Annotated in this window: 21 protein-coding genes; 6 read left to right on the top strand and 15 right to left on the bottom strand. The window is 62.1% G+C overall.

The features are described 5' to 3' along the window. Genes AF337_RS29420 through AF337_RS29410 form a run of 3 tightly spaced genes read right to left on the bottom strand, consistent with a single transcriptional unit; the run spans nt 1 to nt 5,227 of the window. A complete protein-coding gene (locus AF337_RS29420) occupies nt 1–3,072 on the bottom strand; it encodes an efflux RND transporter permease subunit (RefSeq protein ID WP_049734955.1) in 3,072 nt (1,023 codons plus the stop codon). Then, nucleotides 3,069–4,157, bottom strand: a complete 1,089-nt coding sequence (locus AF337_RS29415) for an efflux RND transporter periplasmic adaptor subunit (protein ID WP_049734954.1) — start codon at nt 4,155–4,157, stop codon at nt 3,069–3,071. The genes AF337_RS29420 and AF337_RS29415 overlap by 4 nt, the downstream gene beginning before the upstream one ends. Then, on the bottom strand, nt 4,154–5,227 hold the full coding sequence (locus tag AF337_RS29410) for an efflux RND transporter periplasmic adaptor subunit (protein WP_049734953.1): 1,074 nt from the start codon (nt 5,225–5,227) through the stop codon (nt 4,154–4,156). Before AF337_RS29410 ends, AF337_RS29415 begins: the two co-directional genes overlap by 4 nt. Nucleotides 5,228–5,339: 112 nt before the next feature. On the opposite strand from AF337_RS29410, the gene AF337_RS29405 reads away from it, so the two are divergent. Both AF337_RS29405 and AF337_RS29400 read left to right on the top strand, forming a co-directional pair. Further along, a complete protein-coding gene (locus AF337_RS29405) occupies nt 5,340–5,972 on the top strand; it encodes a TetR/AcrR family transcriptional regulator (RefSeq protein WP_049734952.1) in 633 nt (210 codons plus the stop codon). Nucleotides 5,973–6,149: 177 nt separating this feature from the next. Continuing rightward, entirely contained in the window at nt 6,150–7,187 is a 1,038-nt protein-coding gene (locus AF337_RS29400; protein WP_049734951.1) for a LacI family DNA-binding transcriptional regulator, read from the top strand. 26 nt (nt 7,188–7,213) lie between these two features. On the opposite strand, the gene AF337_RS29395 is transcribed toward AF337_RS29400, so the two are convergent. Then, on the bottom strand, nt 7,214–8,233 hold the full coding sequence (locus tag AF337_RS29395) for an AraC family transcriptional regulator (RefSeq protein ID WP_483150638.1): 1,020 nt from the start codon (nt 8,231–8,233) through the stop codon (nt 7,214–7,216). A gap of 180 nt (nt 8,234–8,413) precedes the next feature. On the opposite strand from AF337_RS29395, the gene AF337_RS29390 reads away from it, so the two are divergent. Continuing rightward, the gene (locus AF337_RS29390) at nt 8,414–9,565 is read left to right on the top strand and encodes an ROK family transcriptional regulator (RefSeq protein ID WP_049734949.1); all 1,152 of its coding nucleotides are present in this window, start codon (nt 8,414–8,416) and stop codon (nt 9,563–9,565) included. A gap of 420 nt (nt 9,566–9,985) precedes the next feature. On the opposite strand, the gene AF337_RS29380 is transcribed toward AF337_RS29390, so the two are convergent. Genes AF337_RS29380 through AF337_RS29355 form a run of 6 tightly spaced genes read right to left on the bottom strand, consistent with a single transcriptional unit; the run spans nt 9,986 to nt 18,132 of the window. After that, a complete protein-coding gene (locus AF337_RS29380) occupies nt 9,986–11,032 on the bottom strand; it encodes a carbohydrate ABC transporter permease (RefSeq protein WP_190238085.1) in 1,047 nt (348 codons plus the stop codon). Nucleotides 11,033–11,045: 13 nt separating this feature from the next. Continuing rightward, complete coding sequence (locus AF337_RS29375) at nt 11,046–12,041, bottom strand: carbohydrate ABC transporter permease (RefSeq protein ID WP_049734946.1); 996 nt, start codon at nt 12,039–12,041, stop codon at nt 11,046–11,048. Between the two features lie 2 nt (nt 12,042–12,043). Next, nucleotides 12,044–13,150 (bottom strand): ABC transporter ATP-binding protein, encoded by a 1,107-nt coding sequence (locus AF337_RS29370; RefSeq protein ID WP_049734945.1) that lies wholly within the window; start codon nt 13,148–13,150, stop codon nt 12,044–12,046. After that, a complete protein-coding gene (gene pglB, locus AF337_RS29365; RefSeq protein WP_049734944.1) occupies nt 13,138–14,502 on the bottom strand; it encodes a polygalacturonase PglB in 1,365 nt (454 codons plus the stop codon). Before pglB ends, AF337_RS29370 begins: the two co-directional genes overlap by 13 nt. Continuing rightward, nucleotides 14,499–15,593 carry a beta-galactosidase BglB gene (gene bglB, locus AF337_RS29360; RefSeq protein ID WP_049734943.1) on the bottom strand — a complete coding sequence of 365 codons (1,095 nt, stop codon included), beginning with the start codon at nt 15,591–15,593 and terminating at the stop codon, nt 14,499–14,501. The genes pglB and bglB overlap by 4 nt, the downstream gene beginning before the upstream one ends. 16 nt (nt 15,594–15,609) lie before the next feature. Beyond that, nucleotides 15,610–18,132: a hypothetical protein gene (locus tag AF337_RS29355; protein ID WP_049734942.1), complete on the bottom strand. Its 2,523-nt coding sequence runs from the start codon at nt 18,130–18,132 to the stop codon at nt 15,610–15,612. Between the two features lie 191 nt (nt 18,133–18,323). Between AF337_RS29355 and AF337_RS29350 the strand changes: the two genes are divergently transcribed. The 3 genes from AF337_RS29350 (at nt 18,324) to AF337_RS45720 (ending at nt 20,303) form a co-directional block, all read left to right on the top strand. Further along, nucleotides 18,324–19,610, top strand: a complete 1,287-nt coding sequence (locus tag AF337_RS29350; protein ID WP_049734941.1) for an ABC transporter substrate-binding protein — start codon at nt 18,324–18,326, stop codon at nt 19,608–19,610. Nucleotides 19,611–19,786: 176 nt separating this feature from the next. Further along, nucleotides 19,787–20,017 (top strand): hypothetical protein, encoded by a 231-nt coding sequence (locus AF337_RS45725; RefSeq protein ID WP_244471336.1) that lies wholly within the window; start codon nt 19,787–19,789, stop codon nt 20,015–20,017. A gap of 82 nt (nt 20,018–20,099) precedes the next feature. Further along, nucleotides 20,100–20,303: a hypothetical protein gene (locus AF337_RS45720; protein ID WP_244471335.1), complete on the top strand. Its 204-nt coding sequence runs from the start codon at nt 20,100–20,102 to the stop codon at nt 20,301–20,303. A gap of 53 nt (nt 20,304–20,356) precedes the next feature. Here the strand turns inward: AF337_RS45720 and AF337_RS29340 are convergent, their stop codons facing one another. Genes AF337_RS29340 through blh form a run of 5 tightly spaced genes read right to left on the bottom strand, consistent with a single transcriptional unit; the run spans nt 20,357 to nt 23,607 of the window. Beyond that, nucleotides 20,357–21,154, bottom strand: a complete 798-nt coding sequence (locus AF337_RS29340; protein WP_049734940.1) for a sulfite exporter TauE/SafE family protein — start codon at nt 21,152–21,154, stop codon at nt 20,357–20,359. After that, entirely contained in the window at nt 21,136–21,567 is a 432-nt protein-coding gene (locus tag AF337_RS29335; RefSeq protein WP_049734939.1) for a YeeE/YedE family protein, read from the bottom strand. Before AF337_RS29335 ends, AF337_RS29340 begins: the two co-directional genes overlap by 19 nt. Further along, entirely contained in the window at nt 21,564–21,974 is a 411-nt protein-coding gene (locus AF337_RS29330) for a YeeE/YedE family protein (RefSeq protein ID WP_049734938.1), read from the bottom strand. The genes AF337_RS29335 and AF337_RS29330 overlap by 4 nt, the downstream gene beginning before the upstream one ends. After that, the gene (gene bigR, locus AF337_RS29325; protein WP_116429630.1) at nt 21,971–22,318 is read right to left on the bottom strand and encodes a sulfite-sensing transcriptional repressor BigR; all 348 of its coding nucleotides are present in this window, start codon (nt 22,316–22,318) and stop codon (nt 21,971–21,973) included. The genes AF337_RS29330 and bigR overlap by 4 nt, the downstream gene beginning before the upstream one ends. Continuing rightward, nucleotides 22,309–23,607 carry a bifunctional sulfur transferase/dioxygenase Blh gene (blh, locus tag AF337_RS29320; protein ID WP_049734937.1) on the bottom strand — a complete coding sequence of 433 codons (1,299 nt, stop codon included), beginning with the start codon at nt 23,605–23,607 and terminating at the stop codon, nt 22,309–22,311. Before blh ends, bigR begins: the two co-directional genes overlap by 10 nt. Between the last annotated feature and the right edge of the window lie 98 nt (nt 23,608–23,705).

The raw sequence follows: 23,705 nt of genomic DNA, 5'->3' as shown, positions 1-23,705 counted from the left end.
TCAGGCTTCCACCGGAACATCGGCCTTGACGCCTTCATCCCTCGGGATCCTGAACCAGGCGACGTAGAGCGCCGGCAGGAACAGCAGGGTGAGCGCGGTTCCCACAACGATGCCGCCCATCATGGCATAGGCCATCGGCCCCCAGAAGATCTCGCGCGAGATCGGGATCAGCGCGAGGGTGGCAGCCGCGGCCGTCAGCATAATCGGCCGCATGCGGTGCTCGGTCGCCTCGATGACCGCCTGCCACGCGGCGACACCTTCGGCGCGCAGATGTTCGATCTGCACGACCAGGATGACCGAGTTGCGGATCAGGATGCCGATCAGCGCCAAGACACCGAGGATCGCCACGAAGCCCATGGGGGCATTGCTCAGCAAGAGTGCTGCGACCACGCCGATCAGCGCCGTCGGCGCCACCGCGAAGACCAGGAACAGGCGGCTGAAGCTCTGCAGCTGGATCATCAGGATCGTCGCCATGATGAACAGCATCAGCGGAGCGACAGCGGCGATCGGCCCCTGAGCCTCCGCACTCGATTCGACCGCGCCGCCGATTTCCACCTTGTATCCCACAGGCAGGTTCTTCTGGAATTCCTCGACCTTCGGCTTGAGCTGGTCGACGATCGTGGCCGGCTGCGTCGAACCGATCACGGCCGCCTTGAGGGTGATGGTCGGCTGCCGGTCACGACGCCAGATCGTCGGCTGCTCGAGCTCGTAGCGGAAGTTCGCAACCGCCGAGAGCGGCACGACCTTGCCGTTCGAGGTCGAGAGCTGCAAATTCTGCAGCGTCTGGACGGAGTCGCGCTCGGAGGCACTGGCCCGGCCGATGACGTTGACGAGATAGATGTCGTCGCGGATCTGCGTCGCCGTAGAGCCTTCGACGATGCCGTTGAGCGCGGTGGCGATGTCTTCGGAGGAAACGCCGAGTTGGCGCGCCTTGTCCTGCAGGACATCGACCTTGACCACACGCGAGGGCTCGTTCCAGTCCAGCACCATGTTCGACAGCAGCGGATGCATGCCGACGACGCCGGCAAATTGCTGGGAGACATCCCGGACCTTCTGGATATCGGGGCCGCTGATGCGGTACTGGACCGGTTTGCCCACCGGCGGGCCGATATCGAGAAGCTTCACGAAAGCGTCGGTGCCTGGGAAGGTTTTGGTCAGATAGTCCTGCAGGTCCGCCCGCACCTTGTCGCGCACGTCAAGCCCCTTCGTGACGATCACCGTCTGTCCGAAGGTGACATTGGGCGTCTGCACGTCGAAGGAGAGGATAAAGCGCGGCGCGCCCTGGCCGACATAAGTCGTCCAATGATCGATATCCTTGTTGCCGGCCAGCATCTCCTTTTCGAACCTGGCCATCTGTCTGTTGGTTTCGGCAATCGAACTGTTGTGCGGCAGGTTCCAGTCGATGATCAGCTCGGGCCTGTCGGAATTGGGGAAGAACTGCTGCTGCACCAGACCCATGGCGCCGATCGAGAGGCCGAAGACGCCGACCGTCAGGATGATGGTGATCCAGCGCCAGCGCATCGCCAACCCCAGAAGCCAGGAGAAGACGGCGGCAAAGCGCCCCTTCTTTTCGTGATGCGACTTCATGGTCTTCGGCAGGATGGTGACGCCGAGGAGCGGCGTGAACAGCACCGCCACGACCCAGGAAACGACCAGCGAAACCGCGATGACCACGAAAAGCGTGAAGGTGAATTCGCCGGCGGCGCTGTTGTTGAGACCGACGGGAATGAAGCCCGCGACGGTGACGAGCGTTCCCGTCAGCATCGGAAAGGCGGTCGACGTGTAGACGTAGGTGGCAGCTTTCCTCAGATCGTCGCCCGCCTCCAGGCGGGCCACCATCATTTCGACGGCGATCATGGCGTCGTCGACGAGCAGCCCGAGCGCGATGATGAGCGCGCCAAGCGAGATGCGCTGCAGCGAGATGCCGGAATATTCCATCACCACGAAGGTGATCGCCAGCACGAGCGGAATGGAGATCGCCACCACCATGCCGGCGCGCAGGCCAAGACTGATGAAGCTGATGACGAGCACGATGACGATCGCTTCGAAGAGCGCGCGGGTGAAGCCCGAAACCGCTTCATCGACGACCTGCGGCTGGTCGGAAACACGGTGGACATCGACGCCGATCGGAAGATCGGCGACGACGCGTTTCATCTGCGCGTCGAGCCCCTCGCCGAACTGCAGCAGATTGGCGCCCTGTTTCATGCCGATCGCAAGCCCGATCGCCGGCTCGCCGTTGAAGCGGAACAGCGCCGACGGCGGATCGACATAGCCGCGCTTGATGGTGGCGACGTCGGTCAGCGGGAAGAAGCGGTCGTTGATGCGAAGGTTGATGGACCGCAGGCTTTCCTCGGAGGTGAACTGTCCGCTCACTCGCAAGGCGATACGCTCCGGCCCGGCATCGACGAAGCCGGACTGCGTGACGGCATTCTGCGCCTGCAGGGTCTGGATGACCGACTGCTGGTCGATGCCGAGGGCTGCGATCTGGCGGGTGGAGAATTCGAGATAGATCGCCTCGTCCTGCGCGCCGATCACATCGACCTTGCCGACATTGGGCACGGTCAGAACTTCGGAGCGGGCATTTTCCACGAGATCGCGGAGCTGCCGTTGGCTCAACCCGTCGCTGGTGAAGGCGTAGATGTTTCCGAACACGTCGCCGAAGCGATCATTGAAGAAGGGACCGACCACGCCGGTCGGAAAATCGCCCTTGATATCGGCGATCATGTTGCGGATGCGCAGCCAGGTCGGCGCGACATCCCTAGCCTTGGTCGTCGGCAGCAGCTCGACGAAGACGGTCGTCTGGCCGGCAACGGTCTCGCTCTTGGTGTAGTCGAGCGATTCCAGTTCCTGAAGCTTCTTCTCGATCCGGTCGGTCACCTGCCGCGTCACCTCATCGGCGGAGGCGCCGGGCCACTGCGCGGTGATCACCATCGTCTTGATCGTGAAGTTCGGGTCTTCCTCGCGGCCGAGATTCAGGTAGGAGAAAGCACCGGCGAGAATGAAGACGATCATGAAGTACCAGACGAGCGAACGGTGTTCGAGCGCCCAGTCGGAAAGATTGAAGGACTTCACTGGCTGATCTCCTGGTCGATCCTGATGGCCTGGCCATCTTCAAGTTTATGCACGCCGGCCACGACCACCCTTTCTCCGGGCGCGAGCCCTTCGGTGATGCGCACGGTACCGCCGTCGGCCACGTCGCCGTCGATCTTCACCCGGCGGAGCGATACCTTTTTGCCGGGCACGTCGACGATCCAGACACTCGCACCGTCGGTGCCGGCAAAGATTGCGGAAGACGGCAGCACGATCTGAGGATCGGCGGCGATGGTGGCCGCGGCCGATATCACGGCGCCGAGCCTGAAGGCTTCAGGCGGATCGCTGAGGGCGATCTTGGTCCTGCTCGTGCGCGTGGCCGTCTCGGCCTCCGGCGCGATCTCGCGCACGATCCCCGATGTGCGGATCGCGGGATCGAGCTGCAGCGTCACTTCGAATGGCGCGCCGATCTTCAGCTTCTGGGCGGCGGCTTGCGGCACGTCGACCACGGCGTCGCGCTTGTCCGGCCGCGCGATGGTGACGACCGTCTGGCCGGCCGACACGACCTGTCCGACTTCGGCCGAGGTCGCCGTCACCACCCCGTCGAACTCCGCCTGAAGCTGGGCATAGCCGAGCTGCTCCTTGGCCTTGTCGAGATTGGCCTGCGCCTTGGCGAAGGCAGCGGCGGCGGTCCGTCTCCCCTGCTCGGCCTCTTCGAGCGCGGCCTCGGTGCCGGAGCGCGACTCCAGCAACGCGCGCTGGCGCTGCTCGGTGGTCACCGCGTTTCTGAGCTGGGCGTCGCTGTTTTCTACGTCGGACTGCGCGTTGCGCACGGCAAGCTCCAGCGCCACGGGATCGATGGCTGCAACCACGTCACCCTTCCTGACGATATCGCCGACGTTGACGTTGCGGGCGATCATTCGCCCGAGAATCCGGAAGCCGAGATCGGTCTCGATCGTCGGCTCGATGGTGCCGGTCAGGCTGAGGCTTGCAGCCGGCGTCTGCTTGACCGTCATCGACAGCACCGGGCGGGACGCTTCCTCCCCGCTCTCTTCTGCCTTCGGCGAGCAGGACGAGACCAGGGCGGTGCCCACCATCAGTGCGGCTATCTTGAGACGAATACTCACTTGGAAGCTTCCTTGAGATAAGACACGATTTCACCGGGCCTGAGAAACTTGGTTCCGTCGGCCACCACGACCTCTCCTGCCGTCACACCCGATTTGACGATGAAGCTGCCGGTCTCGTAACCGGCGATCTCGACCGCCCTGACCGAAGCGGCCGACGATGCGGGATCGACGATCCAGACGGCCGGTTTGCCGTCTTTGGAGGTCATGGCCGACCAGGGCAATTGGATGACGTCCTGCGGGACGTAAGTGAATCGCCCGACGACGGGAGCGCCGAGCGGAATGGGAGCATTGCTCGCTATCGCGACCTTGACCCTGATCGTGCCGGTGGAAGAATCGATCGTCGGAGAAATCTCGCGAACCCTAGCCGTGATCTTCTGCGAAGGGTCCGACAGAAGAGTCACGGTTCCATCGCCGTCCACCGGACGCAGGAATGCGCTTTCGACCACTTCGAACACGGCGTCACGGTCGCCGTCATGAGCAAGGGTGAAGACGACCTGGGCTGCCTGCGCCACCTGTCCTACTTCGGCATTGCGGGCGGTGATCACACCGTCGGCATCCGCCTTCAACTCAGTGTAGGACAGAGTGTCCTGAGCGGTTTCCAACAGTGCCTGCGCCGACTTCGTCGATGCCTGCGCGGTCAGAAGCGCCTCTTGCGCCTGATCGAGCGCGGCACGCGTCGTCACCTGCGTTCGAAACAGGCTCTGTTGACGGTCGTATGCAAGCTGCGCCTGGGTCTGCTGCGCCTCAGCGGACTGAAGATTGGCGGCGGCCACATCCAGGTCGGCCTTCTGCTCTTCCGGATCGATGCGCGCCAGCACCTCGCCCGCCTTCACGCTCTGCCCGACCTCCACCAGCCGCTCGACGATCCTGCCGCTGACGCGGAAGGACAGATCGGTCTGGATACGGGCCCGGACTTCTCCGGTCAGCGCGCCGCCCTCGGCCAGCGGCTCAGACTTGGCCACGACGACGCCGACCTGCCGCGGGATAGGCTCTGTCGGCCCGCTCGAATCGCTGCATGATCCGAGACCGATGGCGCATACGATCGTTGTGGCGACCAGAATGGTTCTCATAGTTGACCTCTTGCTCTCAACGGCAGCTGCTATATAATTGACTGACGGATTAGTCAATGAAGCTTTGCGTCGCGGGGACGAGGTGCGCGCAGCCAACAGGAGGAGCTAGGAAATGGCAGCTCAAAAGAAGCTCACAAGGGCGGAACAAAAGGCGCTGCGGCCCATCCAGATCCTGGATGCCGCCTTTGAGGAATTCGTCAAATGCGGCTTTGCCGGCACACGCGTCGAAGACATCGCCGACAGGGTCGGCGTCACCAAGGGCACGGTCTACGTCTACTTCGAGACGAAGGAAAAGCTATTCGAAGCCATGATCAACCATTTCTCCGTGCCCTTTCAGGAACTGGTCGCGATCGCCGATCGGCTCAGCGGCAGCGCTGCCGAGAAACTGGCTTCCATTCTCGGCCTCTTTTACGACCAGATCCCCGAGGACCGCACGACGCGCGAATTGACGCGGCTGGTTATCTCGGAGGGACAGCGTTTCCCCGACCTGATCGATCGCCACCACGATCAGTTCATTGCGCCGATCATCGCCAAGATCGACGCCCTCATCCTGGAGGGCGTGGCATCGGGGGAGTTTCGCCCAGTTCCCGTGGAATTCTCCGACATCGTGGTCGCGCCCATCCTGACGACGACGGTTCTGCGGCTGATATTCGACGACCGCCGCGTGCCGACTCCCAACAAGGAGGCCTTCCTGCGGACCTATTTCGACCTGCTGTTCAACGGCCTGCTTGCCAAACCTCAGTGATCGTTAAGGGCTCCTAGCGCAGCGATCATCGCTTCGTTTGCGGCAGCGCTGCGGCCGGTTTTCGCCGAAAGCCGAAAAATAGGCGAAGGCGCACGTAGCTTTTCTGAAGTCTTTATGTGAAAACATCGCGTTAGCTTGTGTCTTCGAAGGCGAAACCTCAATTCGCGACGGAATAAAGTGGAACGCAAAGTCAATCTCAAGGATGTCGCGCGCGACGCTGATGTATCGCTGAGTACGGCCTCGCATGCGCTGAACGGAACCGCGCCGCTGACGGTCGAAGTGCGCGAAAGGGTTCTGGATTCGGCCAAACGCTTAGGTTATCTCGACCGCCGCAGGAAGAAGGCGACGATCGCGGCGCTGCGCGTCCTGCTTCTTGCCATTCCAGGCGATGCCGCGCCGGAGAGCGACCTCAACCTTGTGAGCTGGACGATCCTCAACGGACTCAGGAAGGAGTGCGAGCGTCGCGGCATCCGGATCGTGCCTTTCGTCAGCACCGGCCGGCGCATCGACGGCGCTCAGGTCAGGCAGATCGCGCTCTCCGAGCGCGCCGACGGCATCGTGGTACTGAACGACGATCAGCCGGAACTCATCCGCAGCCTCTCCTCCCCTGATATGCCTGTTGTCATCGTCAACGGCGAGGATCCGGCCATGCTGGTCGATACGGTGACACCGGAAAACCGCTTCGGGGCTCGGCTCGGCATCGAGCACCTGCTGGCGCTCGGACATCGCCGCATCCTGCACCTGACCTGGAAGGGCCGCACGACGATCCAGCGCCGATATGACGGTTTTTCCGATGCCTATTTCGCAGCGCAGCTTCCCATACCCGAAGACATGATCGTCGAGGCCGAAGGATATGAGCCTCGTCACGGCGAGGCTGCCATCAACGCGTTGCTTGACCGCGATCCCACGATGAAAGGCGCCACCGCCGTCTTCTGCGCCGCCGACAATCTGGCGCTGGGCTGCCTGAAGGCATTGGCCGATCACGACATAACCGTGCCTGAAGCGATCTCCGTGCTGGGCTTCGACGATATCGTCCCCGGCGAATTCAGCCGTCCGCCGCTTTCAACGGTCAGCGTTCCCACCGACAAGCTCGGCGCCGCCGCGCTCGCGCTCATCGAACAGAGGCTGATCGCCAACGACCCGCAGCGGCCGGCCCATCGCCTGGAACTCGGATGCCACCTCGTCCTGCGCGGCAGCATCGCGCCGCCGCGCTAGAAACCTGTCGGACAGCGTCCCCTAAATCAGCGCAAGCGCTCCGCCCGCAGGCGCGTATCCCGCGGACTTTCGCCGAAGGTGCTGCGGTAGGTGATGGAGAACCTGCCCGCATGTGCGAACCCCCATATCATGCAGATTTCGCGGACGGATTGCTGGTTCGTTGGATCCCGCAGTTGCTCACGGGCCGCTTGCAGCCGGATCGTGCGCAGGTAACCCGCCGGCGAGGTTCCCCGGAAGGCCTTGAAGCCCGTCTGCAGGGCGCGAAGTGAAACGCCGACATCGTCCGCAACCATCGTCATGGTGAGTGGCTCTGCGATATTGGCATGCATATAGTCGATGGCACGCCGGACATGCCAGGGCGCAACCAGCGACACTTTCTTTTTTTCCAGATGGCCGGACAGCCGGTGGTGGCCAAATCGGATGACAAGATGAGCGAGCGTTTCGCTCATCGTTGCCATGGCGAGAGGGGACGACAGAAGCGGGCCACCGTTGCGCATGCCCTGCACGATCGTCTGCACCAGGTTGCCGATAAGCTGGCCCGACTGTGTCGCGAGATCCAGGATGGGCTCGAGGTCGAGCGATTCGGAGAGCGGCGTTTCCACAAGCGAAACGAGCATTCGCCTGAAGACCTGCCAGTCCAGAAAGAGAACGTCCGACCTATGCGGGCCTTGGATGAAACGATCACCGGTCTCATGGTTGTTGGCCATCAGAAGATGACCGGCCCCGCTTTCAACCATCTTTTTTCCGATCGACAATCGATAGGATCCCGTCTGTGGCAGGTAAAACGCAAGATGTTGCGGCGTTTCGTCGAGCGTCCGGAGTGTCCAGGAACTCTGGTACACCGCATGAATCACCGTGAATGCCTCGGTCCTCCTCAAGTCCGCCGCCCAGGCGAAAGTCCGGTCGTTACTCAGCGGTTGCGCGCCGAAAACCCCGTATCCTGTCGAAAAGGCTTGGACCATGGATTCGAAGTTGGTGCCTTCATGTGTCGGCACAAACCCATAAGCCTCAGGCTGAAGAACGCGGGCTGTATTCTCGGATCTCAATGAAATCATGCAACTCGATTCTTTCTCTAGCCACACGAGACGTCATCTCGACTGGCCTGACCAATCTCGATGAGGTAAGCAGGACGGCCAACACCACGGATGAATTTCCTTGCCTCTGACGGAAATAAAGCGTCCCCTCCTTAGCTTCACACTCACAGTGTAAATCAAAACGATCAGAAAATGAAGTACGTTCCTCTAAACCATGTCGCTGCACATTTTTTGCGAGACGTACAACCGGCGCGGGTTGCCTCCCGCAACGAGAGGGATCTCTTGCGGTTGATCTGGAAGTCTCCCGGGATCGAGCGCTCCGACCTGACCGAGCCGCTCGATCTCACCCAGCAATCCTTGCACAGGATCGTCGCCCGGCTTCATGAGCGCGGAATGATCGTTTTTTCGCATTCGGAAGGCCGGCGCGCGGGTCCGCCCAGCCCGGAGCTGACCCTTCGAAAGGACTGGTGTCTGACGCTTGGCATCTCCGTGAACGTCGGCTCGATCGGCCTTTGCCTCATGGGTTTCGGCGAGCCTCTGGAAAACTTGGAAATCCCGCAGGCAGGCGCCTCGCTGCCGGTGGAACTGGAACGGATTGAAGCGGCGGTCGAAGACATTCTTGGCCGCCGGGGCGCCACACGGCGCGACGTCCTCGGCGTCGGTCTCGCGGTCGCCGGCCACCGCATGCTGGAGACGGCCTTCAACTGTCCTCTGCCGCTCGCTCATTGGTCACTGATAGATCTGGCGCCTCTGCTTGGGGAACGGCTTGGCCTGCCGGTCTGGGCAGACAATGTCGCCCGGACCGCCGCTTTGGCGGAAGCAATTTTCGGCGTTGGCCGTGATGTCGCGGATTTCGCCTATATCGCCCATCTTCACGGCTACGGCGGCGGCCTGGTGTCCGGAGGCATGCCGTTTCGCGGCAGTTTCGGCAACGCCGGCGAGTTCTCCGTTCTCTTCGCGCGTCAGGACTATGACGACCGCCCTGCACTCGGCCAATTACTCGAATTTCTTCGCAGCAGGGGGTGCTCAGACCTGACCCTCAAGGATCTGAAGAACGAAAAGCTGGTGGATTGGGATGGCGTTCGCGAATGGGTCGACCGCGTCATGCCGGCCCACAATCGCGCCATCAATGCGATCTGCGCGATATTCGACCCGGCCCTCATCGTCCTTGGCGGCGAGCTTCCGCCTTCGCTGGCGAGAATGCTTATCGAACGGACGGAATTCAACAATCTGCCTCGGCATGGCGTCTTGCGCGACGTTCCCAGCCTCGCCGTGGCACAGGTCATCGACGCCCCGGGCGCAATCGGCGCGGCCTTGATCCCGCTTTTCGAAACCGTTTTGTGATACCCGGTCGCCGGCAGTACCTCGATGAAGCGGAACCCGAGGAGTTGCCCATCAGGACTTGAAGCGGCCCAGGCGATCGAACCCGCGCCGCTCTATCTAAAGCGGGAGGCTGGAACGCTTTGCTGGCGCTGCGACGCCGATATCAGAATTCGGCCCACTCATCCTGCTTCAGAGCCACATTGCCGCACGAGGCGGGGCGGTTCGCTGACGCTCGTGCCAATGCCATGGCCTGTACAGCCTGAACGAGAAATTCCCCCTGGAAGCCATGCACGAAGATAAAGGCACGAAGCCCGCCGCATCGATCGAGTTCGATGCGGCGGTCTTTAGCCGGCACGGGGAGAGTGGAATGCGGTCTTCAACGCTTGGGAGGATATTGCTCCACGTCTCGGCCCCGATTTCGGGGGGCTGCGCCAGGTCGGTTCACTTCATCCCTGTTCCGGCAATGCCGGTGGTGATGTATTTCTGCAGGAACAGGAAGACGACGGTGACGGGCAGCAGGCTGAGGAATGTCATCGCCAGGATATAGTGCCACTGCACGGAGAACTCTCCCTGGAAGGCGTTGAGGCCGACCTGCAGCGTGAAGTTCTCGCGGCTGTTGAGGACGATGAGCGGCCAGAGGAAGTCGTTCCAGCGCCAGAGCACGGAGAAGATCGCCAGCACTGCGAGAGCGGGCGCCGTCAGCGGCAGGATGATGCGCCAGAAGATGCAGAATTCGCTCGCCGCGTCGACGCGCGCCGCCTCGATCAGCTCATCGGGTATGGTCAGCATATATTGCCGCAGCAGGAAGACCGCCGTCGGGGAGGCCACCGTCGGCAGGATGACGCCCCAGAGATTATCGGCGAGCCCGACCCCGACAATGACGAGATAAGCCGGGACCATGACAACGGCGAGCGGGATCATCAGGGTGGAAATGATGATCACGAAGACCGTCGTGTCGCCTTTGAATTTGTATTTCGACAGCGCGAAGGCCGCCATAGCGTTGACGATCAGCGTCAGCAGCGTCGCAACCACGGTGACGAACACCGAATTCTTCAGAAAGGTCAGGAAGTTGAAGCGCGTCAGCGGATCGGTGTAATTCTCGGTGGCGACGGTCAGATGCTGCACCGGCGTCATCCCCTTGACGTCGACGCTGACCGGCTGCCCCGGATTTGCGGGATCGACCATCTGCGCCTTGAGGCCGATGCGCCGGACCATCGCCATTTCGCGCGGCTGACCGTCGACGGTAACCTGCCAGAGGCTGAGCGGTTTGTCGAACCCTGGCACGGTCTGCTCCACGGCGGCGCGCGGAAGCAGCGTCGGCGGAAAACGGGTGATCTCGGCCGCCGGCTTCAGCGAAGACAGGCCGGCCCAGACGACGGGAACGAGCACGGCGAGCGTTCCGCCGATCAGCCAGACCCATGACAGAATATCGGTGATGTCGACGCGCCCGGCCCGGCGCGTGCGCGAGAGGAAGCTGATCGGGTTCATAGAGCTGTTCATCTCAGGACTCCATTCGCTTGCCGAGGCGCAGCTGTATGAGGGTGAGAACCAGAAGCACCAGCCCCATCAGAACCGATGCGGCCGAGGCCAGTCCGAACAGGCGGAGGTCGCTGCTGAACGCCATCTGGTAGATATATTGGACGATGAAGCTGTTGGCCGTGCCCGGGCCGCCGCCATTGGTCAGAACCCAGGCTTCGTCGAAGATCTGCACGGATTTGATCATCAGAAGGATGAAGACGACGAGCAGGTTCGGGGCCAGCAGCGGCAGCGTGATCCTGAAAAGCGTGCGGCGCGGTGAAGCGGCGTCGATGGAAGCGGCCTCGTAGAGTTCCTTCGGAATCGCCTGCAGACCGGCGAGCAGGATGAGCGTGTAGAAGCCCATATGGAACCAGACCGACACCACGACGACGAAGAAGCGCGACCAGCCGACATCCAGCAGGAAGATTTCAGGGGGAACGCCGATCATCTGAAAGAAGGCGTTCAGCAGCCCGTTGCGATCGAGGAACCATTTCCAGATCAGGCCGATGACGACGGGCGACAGCAGGACGGGGTAGAAGAACATCGCCCTGAAAAAGCCGCGCGCAAAAATCGCCCGATTGAGGATCAGCGCGGTGATCAGCGCCACCAGCAAAGTCGCGACGACGTTGAACCCCACGAACCAAAGCGTGTTCCACACCGCCGTCCAGAACAGCGATTCCTGGCAGGTTCCCGGCTGCAGATAATTGCCGCAGGAAAGCAGCGTGCGGAAATTGTCCAGGCCGACGTAGGGCCGCTCCGACACGAAAAGATTGGTGCCGCCGGTGAAGGCGTAGCCAACCGCGATCGCAATCGGAAGGAATGTGAAGATCGCGAAGAGAACGAGGTTCGGCGCCAGGAACAGCCAAGGCATGCGCTTGCGGCCGAAAATGCGTTCGACCGCATTCATCGGAGCCTCGACCCCCCTCATCGCCGTGTCGCCTGCCTGAGCCAGCAATGCACCTGCCTTGAGCGCCGCCATGTTCAGCCCCTCCCCTGTCCTGATCGACGGGCAAAGGCCAGGCCGCTTTCGGGATCGAACAGATGGACCCGTTCCGGAACGGCATCGATCATGATCCGGTCGCCCTGAACAGGCGCGAAATGGCCGGCCTCATGAATGATGATCTGCTCCTCCTGCCCCGCAAGGTTGCCGTAGACATAGGTCTCGGTGCCGAGACCCTCGTGATACTGGACGATGAACGGCAGGCCCTTTTCGCTGGAGCGGGAAAAATGCGCGGGCCTGATGCCGGCAAGCACGTCCTGCCCGACCGTGATGCCCGTGGAATCGACATCGCTGACGATCCTGCCGCCGCCGGCGACATCGATGACCACACCGTTTTCACCGATAGCCGAGACCTTGCCCTTGATGATGTTCATGCGCGGCGAGCCGAGGAAACCGGCGACGAAAAGATTGCGCGGGTGGTCGAAGAGTTCGAGCGGCGCACCGACCTGCTCTACCCGCCCGGCGCGCAGCACGACGATCTTGTCGGCCATCGTCATCGCCTCGACCTGGTCGTGCGTGACATAGATCATCGTCGTCTTGATCTCGCGATGCAGCTTGGTGATCTCGGCGCGGGTCTGGACACGCAACGCCGCGTCGAGATTGGAAAGCGGCTCGTCGAAGAGGAAAATGTCGGGTTCACGCACGATGGCCCGGCCGATCGCCACGCGCTGGCGCTGGCCGCCCGAAAGCTGCTTCGGACGCCGGTCGAGATAGGGTTCGATCGCCAGCATCCTGGCAGCCTCGGCAATTCGCGCCTCGATCTCGGCGCGCTTGAACTTCAGATTTTCAAGGCCGAAAGCGAGGTTCTTGCGAACGCTCATATGCGGATAGAGCGCGTAGGACTGGAAGACCATGGCGATCTTGCGCTCGGCCGGCGAAAGGGCGCTGACGTCCCTCGCCCCGATCGAAATTCCGCCAGACGTGACTTCTTCAAGGCCAGCGATGACGCGCAGCAGGGTCGACTTGCCGCATCCCGACGGGCCGACGAAGACGACGAACTCGCCGTCCTTGATATCGAGTTCGACGTCGTGCAGCACTTTGACGGAGCCATACGACTTGTTGACGGTGGAAAGTTTCAGTTCTGCCATGCCCTACTCCCATCGGGTGCCGCCGTTTCGAACACGACGTCGATTGCGTTCCAGCCTTGCGGCAGCGGTGTCGGCCTTGTGATCCGCACCTCGTTCATCAAAATCCCGGCGACCCCAGCCACATAGACGGCGGGCATTCCGGCCGGATAGTCCTGCAGGCCGATCACCCGCCCATCCACGCCACGCGTCCAGGCATTGGCGCGGCCACCGCCGTCTGCCTTCGGGGAGAGATCGGCATTGGTCGGGCGCAGGTCATAGGTCTGTCCGGTGCCGAGCAGGCCCGGCCGTTGTTCTATGCCGACGCGCCGCAGCCAAACGTTGCGGATGCCCGCGGGCGCGGCCGCGATGACCGTCATCGCTCCTTCCATCTGCCCGGTCACATCCTCGACGATGAGGTTCTCGATGGCGCCCGCCGGGCGCTCGGTGATTCGGTCAACGACATTGACGGTCAGCGCCTCCCCCGAGCCCCAGAAGCCATCGGGCGTTTCGCGGCACTCTACCGCGATCCGCGAAAACCTGACGTTCGATATCCGGCCGCCGTCGCGGGAGAAGATGCCGAGCGCTCGGTTGGAGGCGGAAACGCTGCAATCCTCGAAGACGACATTGGTGACGTCGCCATGCGTTTCCGTGCCGATCTTCAGCGCGCAGCTGAGGCTCTGAACCGAGCAGCGGCGGACGAGAATGTTTTCGCATCGGCCGATGGCGACACCTTCAGGACCGATGCTGGTCTTCAGGCAGATGCCGTCGTCGGCCGTCGATATCGTGCAATCCTCGATGACGGCGCCGCGGCAGGCATCGAGCACGATGCCATCCGTGTTGGGAAGGCGGCGGTCGTTGTCGATCCTCACGTTCCGGACCCTGACATCGGTGCAGTCGACGAAATGCAGCGTCCACATCGGTGAGCGGCTGATATGCAGCGCGCTGATCTCGACCTCGTCGCAACCCTCGAAGACGACGACGCGGGGGCGGAATTCGGCCGGGATGAAGGTTCCGACCGTCTCGTCGTCGCCGATGATGAAGCTGTCACAACCGGCTTCGATGCGTCCCGGCCCCGTCAGGCTGATCCGCCGCGCGCCCTTGGCGACGATCATGCCGCGATCCGACTTCTCGGCGATCACCGAAACAGTCGTATGCGCGTAAGCCGCATAGTCGGGAACGGGACGCAGGATCGCGCCGGCAGCCAGATGAAGATCGACACCGGAGCGAAGCCGGAGCCCCCGGCAGAGGTGAATGCCCGCCAGGAGTTCCAGGCGTCCGCCGCCGGAAGCCGAAAGGCTGTCGATCTCCGCCTGGAGGCGGTCGGTATTGTCGCCGTCGAACGCCTCGATCGCGACGAGGGAGGTTGAAGTCATTGGCGCTGACCGCCTTCGAGAAAGACTTCCGTCAGCAGCAGCATGGTCAGCGCCTGGCCGTAAGGCGTTGGGATGTTCGGGATGCGCCGGTAGAAATCGAGGTCGTGCCCCATTGGCGTGCCGTCCGAGACGCCGTGGACAACGCCTTCCTCATCGATCTGCGCCAGCACCGCTGCAAGCGCGCGCTCCGCATGAACCTTGTCGCTCTTATCGAGAATGCCGGCGTCGACGGCGCGCAGGATGCCATAGGCGATGCCTGCCGTGGCCGAGGTTTCGAGCGGCGAGGACGGATCGTCCAGAAGCGTCGTGAACATCCCGTCCGGCCGCTGATAGGTCTTCAGCGAGCGCACCTGGCTGACGAGAACGTTCGACAGGAAACGCCGGTCCTTCTCGCCGAGCGTCGGGACGAGATCGAAGAGTTCCGGAATGGCGACGGTGATCCAGGCATTGCCGCGCGCCCAGAAGGCATTGGCGAAATTATGCCGGCCGTTGAAGGTCCAGCCGTGATACCAGAGACCACTCACCGGATCGGAGAGATAGCGCGTGTGGATCACGAACTGATAGACGGCCTCGTCGATCCAGTCGCTGCGCTCGCAGAGCACGCCGGCCCGGGCGAGGAACAGGCAGGCCATGAACAGCGTGTCGTCCCACAATTCGCCCTCGTTGAGGCGTTCCTTGACGACGTGCTGGAAGCCGCCCTCCTCGGTCTTCGGCAATTCCTTGACGAGCCATTCGGCCCAGTCCTCGACGAGGGCGCGGAAATCGGGACGGTCGACATGCTGGACGAGGATCGCGAGCGGCAGCATCGGCGCCGTGCTGTTGATCTGGCGCGGCGGCAGGCCGCGTTCGATCTGGCCGGCATACCAGGCGACGAGCTCCTGCAGCGCCTTCTGGTCATTGGTGGAAATTGCGCGTCGCAAAAACCCGTAAAGGCCGACGCCGACCTCCCAGTCCCACTCGTCGAACTGGATCCCGGTGGTGGCGCTTTCGCTGACGAGACCTTCCTTGATGCCTCTGAGCCGGCTGAAAGCCGTCGCCACGCGATCGATCGTCGTCAGGAGCGCGGCGTTATCGACAGATGTTGTGTTCATGCTGGAGACCTATGTTTTACGAGTAGAACGGTCCGTCAGTGCCGGCTTGGGACGCGGCACTGTCGTGGGTGAGGATCGGGTGCGGCTGGTCATGGGTGTACGGCCGGGGCTTGCCGGCGATCGAAAGACCGTCGGCATAGGAAAGCGAGAGCGCGGGGCCGCCCGGCGGCGTCAATGAGAGATGCCGAAGCGCGGGATCGAAGGAAACCGTCGTCTGGCACAGGCGCTCGAGGAAGGCCTTGAAGGCGTCGCCATTGCCGCATCCGACGATAGCAGCCCAGCCGCAGAGCGGACCGTAGGAGCGCGCCTCGCGGCCGGCGGTCGGCCCATCGGCGATCAGCTCCAGGCCGTTCGAGGCCCAGAGGGCGGCAAATCCCCGGCCGGACCGCGCGATCAGCCATTTGTCTTCGACGATGAGATCGTCCAGGCCGTCGCGGCCGATATAGGCATGCGTCCATGCATGCCGTGCGTCGCGAGTATCCTCGATCAGCAACGCGACGTCGCGATGCTGGGCGACGCGCGGCAGGATGCCATTGCCGGCCCAATAGGACGGCCTTTGATTGCCCCAGGGATCGTCTTCGCCCGGATGATTGACCCACAACCTCGCCATCGGATGGCCGGCCAGCCTGACATCGAGGACATGCTGCTGGTGGCCTTTCTGGCCGGTCTTGTGATCGACGACCGTCGAAAGCTGCGCCGCCTCGTTCTTGAACAACACGAGCTTGCCGCTCTCGAGCCCCTGGCTGTAACGCGCCTCGACGCTTCTGCCCCTGGGAAGGGCGGCAAGCTCGGTCAGATCGGCGGGCGGCTCGTAGCTGCCGGCGCAGAACATCGTCAGCGCGGCGACACCGTTGTTCAACCAACCAGTTCCGAAGGCGACCTGGGCGAAGGGCGCAAGCTCGGTCAGCGGGCCGGCGCGCAGTTCCTTGTCGTAGGCGCGACCCTGCGATCCGGCCGGAACGCCGGCGAGCGTGTGAAGGGCGATCATCCGGAAGATGAGATCGATCTGGCCGCGGGCACGATCGGCGATCCCGCGCTCGGCCCAGCGCTCCAGCGCCAGCAAACCGATGAAATCGATCGGGTAATAGGCCGCCGAATTCCACTCCGCCAGGCCATGAGCCTCGACGCTGTCGAACCAGCGCCCGAGGCGCCCGGCGGCGAGCTCCGCCTGCTGTCGTCCCGTCCGCCCGGAGGCCGAGAACACCGCGTCGGGCAGGAGAAGGCCGGCCAGCAACTGGCTCGTATGGAAGCAGAGCACATGGTTCTCGCTCCAGAACCACATCGCGTCATTGCCCGGCTCGTCGACCCAGTAACGGTAGGAGAGAACGGAACGGCGGATGCGATCGACCGTCGCCTCGGGCATCCGCTCGCCATAGGCGCCGAGCAACCACAAAAGCGGCACCATGACGAAATCGGAGCAATCCTCCCGCGCATCGATCGAGGCGAGTGTCGCATCGACGATACGGTCGAAGCTTTCATGGTCTTGATGGCCGGTTTCCATCATCGCGATGAGACGCCCGGCGCGGTTGGCCCCGAAGCGAGCGCTGTATTCCAGGGCGTGGCGCTTGCGGGCGGAAAGCGAGGTCTCTTCAGGCAAGGGCGAAAGGCTGCACATGAAGGCGGCATCGATGACGCGGGTGACCGAACCCGGCCCGGAACCGATCGTCATGTGGATGCCGTGATAACCGTCGGCAATGCCGCAGACATCGTCGGCCGTCAGGCTGTTCTGATGGGCACGCAGGATCAGTTTCGAATGGGCGAGAACCGGCCGCTCGTGGCCATGGCCGACAACCTTGATTTCCACCGGCAGGTCGCGCTCCGGCGCCGTGTCGAAGATGATCTCCAGCGGCTGGTTGACGAAGACGTCGCGGGCCGGTCGCACGCCGCGCGAAAGCGCTTCCAGCTCGCGCACCTCATCCTGATCAAGCGATACCGGCAGCAGCACCGAGAGCGGCTCCTTGTCCAGCATTTCGAGCTCGAAGAACCAGGTCGTGTCACGCTCGGCGAGATCTTCGCTATGGACGAGGATCTCGTTGTCGCCGGCGTCAAGCGACAGCACTATTTCAGTTGCACTTTCCACATTGCGCCTGAAGGGCTCGAAGCGCATCGCCTCCTGCCCGTTGACCCAGATGCGAACGCCGCCGCAGGTCTTGAGCGCGAGATTGAGCGTACGTGGTGCGTCCGTCCTGAACGTGCCCTTCAGCCATCGGCTGACATGCGTCGGCACATGCCAGAAGCTGGTGAATTCGACGCGGCGGTTCGAGCCGGGAAGATAGAGGCTTTCGGTCGGCCAGGAGGTGTCGGGGGCAAGCTCGCGGCCGACCATGGCGGACCAGAAAGCCTTGCGGCACGGCAGATCGCCGACATCGACGAAACCGTTGATGAAACGATAGTTCACGCGATCTTCGGCCGGGGCCGGCTCGCCGGGAAAATAGCGCTCGATGAGGGCCGAAACGGCCCATGCCGTTATCGTCTGCCCCTCAGCCACGCTGTATGCCGGCGCCATGCCGTCCGGCTGCTTGATGCTTTCCGCTTTCACAGATCGCCTCCTCCGCAATCCTATGAAAATATTTTCATTAGGTCATTTTGGCGCCTGATTTTTGAAAATTGCTCAAAAACATCGCTATTGCCGCAGAAAATAGCTTGACGGGACGAATGTCAAGTATATGAAATTTACATATCGATGGCTGAGGCCGCGATTGATGAAAATGTTTTCATGGGAGGATGAAAATGAAAACGTATCTTTCAGGGGCTTTCGCACTGGCGCTTGCCACCGTTTCTTTCGCATGGTCCAGCGTGGCCATGGCCGAAACCCAGACGATCACCTTTCTCTTCACTGACGACGACCAGGCTTATGTCGAGCGGATGGAAGCGCTGAGCAAGGAATTCGAGACCGCGCATCCCGACATCAAGGTGAATTTCGTCTCCTCCGGTTATGATGCCGTCGCCAAGCAGCTGCCGGTGCAGCTTGCCGTCGGCGAAGGCCCGGATGTCGCCAAGATCACCGACTGGCAGCTGGCGCCCTACTACCTCGACATGCGCCCCTTGATGAAAGACCCGGACGGATTCGCCAAGCTGCACGGCGACAGCCTGAACACGCTTCGTTTCCCCGGCGTCAACGATCCGAACTCGATCAACGGCTATGTCGCGTCTCAGACCTTCAACCTGCCCTTCGTCAACAAGACGCTGTTCGAACAGGCGAAAGAACCGCTGCCGAAGCCGACCGCCACGCTGAAGGACATCGTCGAAGCTTCCGCGCGCGTCGCCAAGGCGACCGGCGCCCAGATCCCCTTCACGATGGACCGCTCGGGCCACCGCTTCTCGGGTGCTGCCTTCTCCTACGGCTCGAACTACGTCAAGGACGGCAAGTTCGCCTTCCCCGACGATGCCGCCAAGCACTACATCACCGATCTCTACAACTGGACGAAGGACGGCTCTTTCCCGAAGGAAATGTGGGGCGCGGCCGGCGGAACCCAGTACAAGAACATGGGTGACGAGTTCGTCAACGGCAATGTCGTGACCTATATCGCCGGCAACTGGATGGTCAATCCGTTCCAGAAAAAGATCGGCGACGCCTTCGACTGGACGGCGATCAGTGCGCCCTGCGGCGATGCCGGTTGCTACGCAATGCCTGGTGGTACCGCGATCGTCGGCTTCAAGCGCACCAAGTACCCGCAGGCCGTCGCCTCCTTCATCGAGTTCCTCGGCTCTGAAAAGGTCCAGCGCGAAGTCGCCGAAAACTACGTCATCCTGACCGGCGCCGACATCAAAGACCCGCAGTACAAGCTTGAGAGCAAGAACGCCAAGGACGCCATGGCCGTCTTCCTCGCAAGCCGCGACAGCGCCCCGAAGGCCGCCCGCGACCTGGAACGCCTCAAGGGATCTTCCGCCATCTATCAGCTCATCGTCCAGCGGATGAGCCAGCTGATCGTCGGCGAGCTTTCCCTCGAAGACACCTTCAAGGCGATGAGCGCGGACGTCGACAAGGTCAACGTGGCGCTCGCCGCCAACAAGTAATCGGCCGCGCCTGCGCCCTCCGCAGAATGCGCGCTGCATCAGCCACGGTCTCGCAACGGGCCGTGGCTGATCGTTTTTTTTGCCCTGCTTACATTCCAGTCTCGAACAGTTCGATCGGTTTCGAATTGTCGATCAACTCAACCACGCTAGGTCTTTCCCCAAGGAAAGGTAGCGTCATGAATGTCATCGAACGAAGCAGGCAGTCCCAGTCAAACCTGAAGCCTGCCGCCCTCGCAATTCTGTGCCTCGGCGTGGTCGTGGCGCAGATCGATACATCAGTCGTCAATCTGGCAGTCCAGCCGCTGCTGCCGATGGCGCTCAGCTTCATCGCCATCTCGCCCTTCTCTGGTTCGATCACGGAGCGCTTGGGAAAGAGAGCGCCATCTCGGCGGGGCTGGCGGCGATGAGTCTCGGCAACCTCCTGCTCGGCTTATCTTTTTTGGCCAGCGTCGGCATGGGCATGGCGACGGGCCTCTGACGGCAGTCGCGGTGTCGACCGTGACCGCCGATCGCGCCGGCACGGCGAGCGCCCTGATCAACGTCGCCCGCATGGTGGGAGCGACGATCGGCGTCGCCGTCCTAGGCGCTATTTTCGCTTTCCTCGGCGAAGCCGAAACGGCCTTCATCGTCGCGACGGCGGCCGGCGGCAGCGTACAGATGCTTGGAAGCTTCATTGCATGGCGCTCGCTCTGAACGCGCGGCCAGATGCAGAGACTGTGTGCGGTCCATCTGTCTTCCAGGCGCACTCACCTCGGCAGAAATGGTCCCGCGTTCCGATACAGGATGTAACCCGCGACCACGAAGATGAGCACGGCAAAGAGGCGATTGAGGACGTTCTTGTACGCGCTTAGACGGGCGGCAAGGAGCATGCCGAACGTTCCCCCTATGAGGCCGCCACCGATGAACTCGGCGGCAAGCCACCAGTCCACCAGCCCGGAATTGGCATAGTTTAGGGCTGTCGCCAGCCCGAACACACCGACAGACAGAAGCGAGGTGCCGACCGCATTGATCATCGGCATGCCTGTGGCCAGCATCAGCCCGGGAACGATCAGGAATCCTCCGCCGATGCCGAAGAACCCGGATGTCGCGCCGGCGGCAAGTGCCACAGCGCCGGTGGCAAGGCACATCTTCAAGTCAACCGGGCGACATTCTGCCGCCACCGCCTTTTTAGGCTTCAACATCAGGACGCCGACGACCAGCATCAGAATGCCGAACAGGAAGATCAGATGGTCTCCGTCCATCGCCTTGCCAAGGCTGGAACCGGCGAGAGCGCCGACAATGCCGAGTAAGGAGAAGACGACCGCGCAGCGCCACCAAACGTGCCCCTTGATTGCATGGCCGGCAAAGTTGGCGAATGCGTTCACCGAAACCACAAGCGCCCCGGTGCCTATGGCGACATGCGGCTGCGCCACGCCGACGACATAGAGCAGCAGTGGGGTGGCCAGAATGGATCCGCCTCCGCCCAGGAGACCGAGCATGAACCCGACGAGCCCGCCGGAACCGATTATCGATAAACTCGAATAGCTCACGGGCGTCGGTTCCATACCCTGTCATGCAAGGTCATCCCGACCAGCATTGCAGCGACCAAAAGGACCGTCTGGGGAAGACCGATTGAGAGGGAAGCGACTGCCGGGCCGGGACAGAATCCGCCGATCCCCCAGCCCAGACCGAAAAGGGTGGAACCGACGACCAAAGGAGCATCGATCTCACGGTTCTCAGGCACATGGAAGCTGTCGTCGAAGGCTGGATGCGTCATCCGTTTCATCGCCTGCACGCCGATGAAAGTGACGATCACCGCGCCGCCGAGAACGAATGCCAAGCTTGGATCCCAAGCGCCGAAGATATCGAGGAAGCCTTGAACGCGAACTGGATCCAGCATGCCGGATAAGGATAGCCCAAAGCCGAAGACGATGCCGGATGCGAAGGCTGCGGAGGATCGGCGGAGATTCAGGTTCATGATCCGAACGTTCGCAGAGCTGCGACGGCGACCACGCCTGCCGTCAGAAAGGTGGCGACCGCCACCATCGATCTTGGCGACAAGCGGGCAAGCCCGATTACACCGTGTCCGCTGGTGCAGCCCGATCCCATTCTTGAGCCGAAACCGACGAGCAGTCCGGCAACCACGATCAGCGGCCAGCCGGCGGTGATCTGCACGGCCGGCAAGTCGCCAAACATCATGAGGTAGGATACCGGCCCGAGTAGCAATCCAAGGACGAAGGCAAGGTTGTTGGTTATGCCGGCGCCTTGTATCAGTCGACCGACGATCCCGCTGATCCCGGCAATCCGGCCGTTGAGGAGGAGAAACATGACCGCGGAGGCGCCGATCAGCACGCCTCCCATCAACGATGGAAGATAGGCACTCATTTTTCTTCCTTCACGCAGAAAATGTCGTACAGCGCGCCGACCAGTTGGGCCGCCTTCTCCTCCGTCAGCCGGTAGAAGATCTGCTTGCCTTCCCGCCGGGTTTCGACGATGCCCGAACCGCGCAGCACCGTCAGATGCTGCGACAGATGCGGCTGGTGGACGTCCACCTTCTCTTCCAGCTCGCCGACCGCATACTCCCCCTGTACAAGCGTGCAGACGATCATCAGGCGCGCCGGGTGAGACAGAGTCTTCAACAGGTCGGCGACCTCGCCGGCACGCGACAACAGCTCGGCGGGCGATAGCCCCGCTTTCATCATCTCTTTCGGATCGGAACTCATGCCCATGCGGCTCCCTGCAATGCGTTCAAGGGAAACTTGAGATAGCGCTTACCGTTGGCTTCCGGTTCCGGCAGGCGCCCGCCGCATATGTTCACCTGCAAGGCATGCAGGATCAGCTTCGGCATCGGCAGCGTCTTGTCGCGCTTCGTTCGCAGCGCCACGAACTCTTCCTCCGTCACGTCGGCAAGATGCGGATTGGATTTCTTCTGATCCGCGACCGTGCTTTCCCAGCGAGGTTCGCGACCGTCGGGCTGATAATCGTGGCCCGTGAAGATCCGGGTATCGTCCGGCTGCGCCAGGATGTCCTGGATCGACCTCCAGAGAATACGGGCATCGCCGCCAGGAAAGTCGGCGCGTGCCGTGCCGCTGTCGGGCATGAAAAGCGTGTCGTGCACAAAGGCAGCGTCGCCAATCACATAGGTGACGGAGGCTAGCGTGTGCCCGGGAGAGAACAGCACCTTCGCGTCGATCGAACCAATCTTAAAGGTTTCGCCATGGGCGAACAGCCGGTCCCATTGCGAACCATCGGTCGCGAGGTCCGGCCAATTATAGATGCCTTTCCACAGCTTCTGGACGTCAACGACGCGCTCGCCAATGGCCGTGCGAGCGCCGGTCTTCTCCTTCAGATACCGGGCCGCTGAGAAGTGGTCGGCATGCGGATGCGTATCGAGAATCCATTCAACGATCAGGTCGCGATCACTGATATAGTCGAGAATAGCATCGGCATTGATGGTCGCCGTTGCTCCGGCCTTCTCGTCGAAGTCGAGAACCGGATCGATGATGGCACATTTGCGCGTGACGGGATCGGACACCACGTACTGGACGCTCCAGGTACGCTTGTCGAAGAAACCCTTCACCTGCGGCCTGCGCGCGGCATGCCTCTCGAGCCAGGCTGCGGCGGAAGCAGTGTCGAAACCGCGGCTGCGTCCGAACTCGACGACTTCGCCGACAGACATGCGACCATCGAGAACCTCACCAATGAGGTAAAGGCTCAAAGACCGTCCGCCCGTCTGGCAATGCGCAACGACCGGCCCTTCCGCCTCGGCGACGGCCCGCTGGAAAGCGCGCACATCCCCCTCGGTGATCGTATCGGCCGTAACCGGAATGAACGTGTAGGACAGGCCGCAGCGTCTCGCCTCCTGCCCTTGCGCGCGTGTCCCCGGCTGAATGGAGTCTTCGCGGTCAGACCTGTTGTTAATGAGCGTCCGGAACCCGCTATCACGCAGCAACCGGATGTCCTCGATACTTGGCTGCGGCGAGATCGAGAGTTTCTCCGAAATTGCGATGACAGGCATGATTGGCTCCGTGGCAAAAAGTCATTATATATTCTAATATAATATATATTTTTTAATTATGAATAAGTCAAGCAGCAACCGATGCAGTCTCCACATCC

The sequence above is a fragment of the Rhizobium ecuadorense genome (assembly GCF_001187535.1).
GTDB lineage: Bacteria > Pseudomonadota > Alphaproteobacteria > Rhizobiales > Rhizobiaceae > Rhizobium > Rhizobium ecuadorense.
The sequence above is the reverse complement of the archived record's forward strand: the minus strand, read 5'-3'. Positions and strand labels throughout refer to the sequence as shown.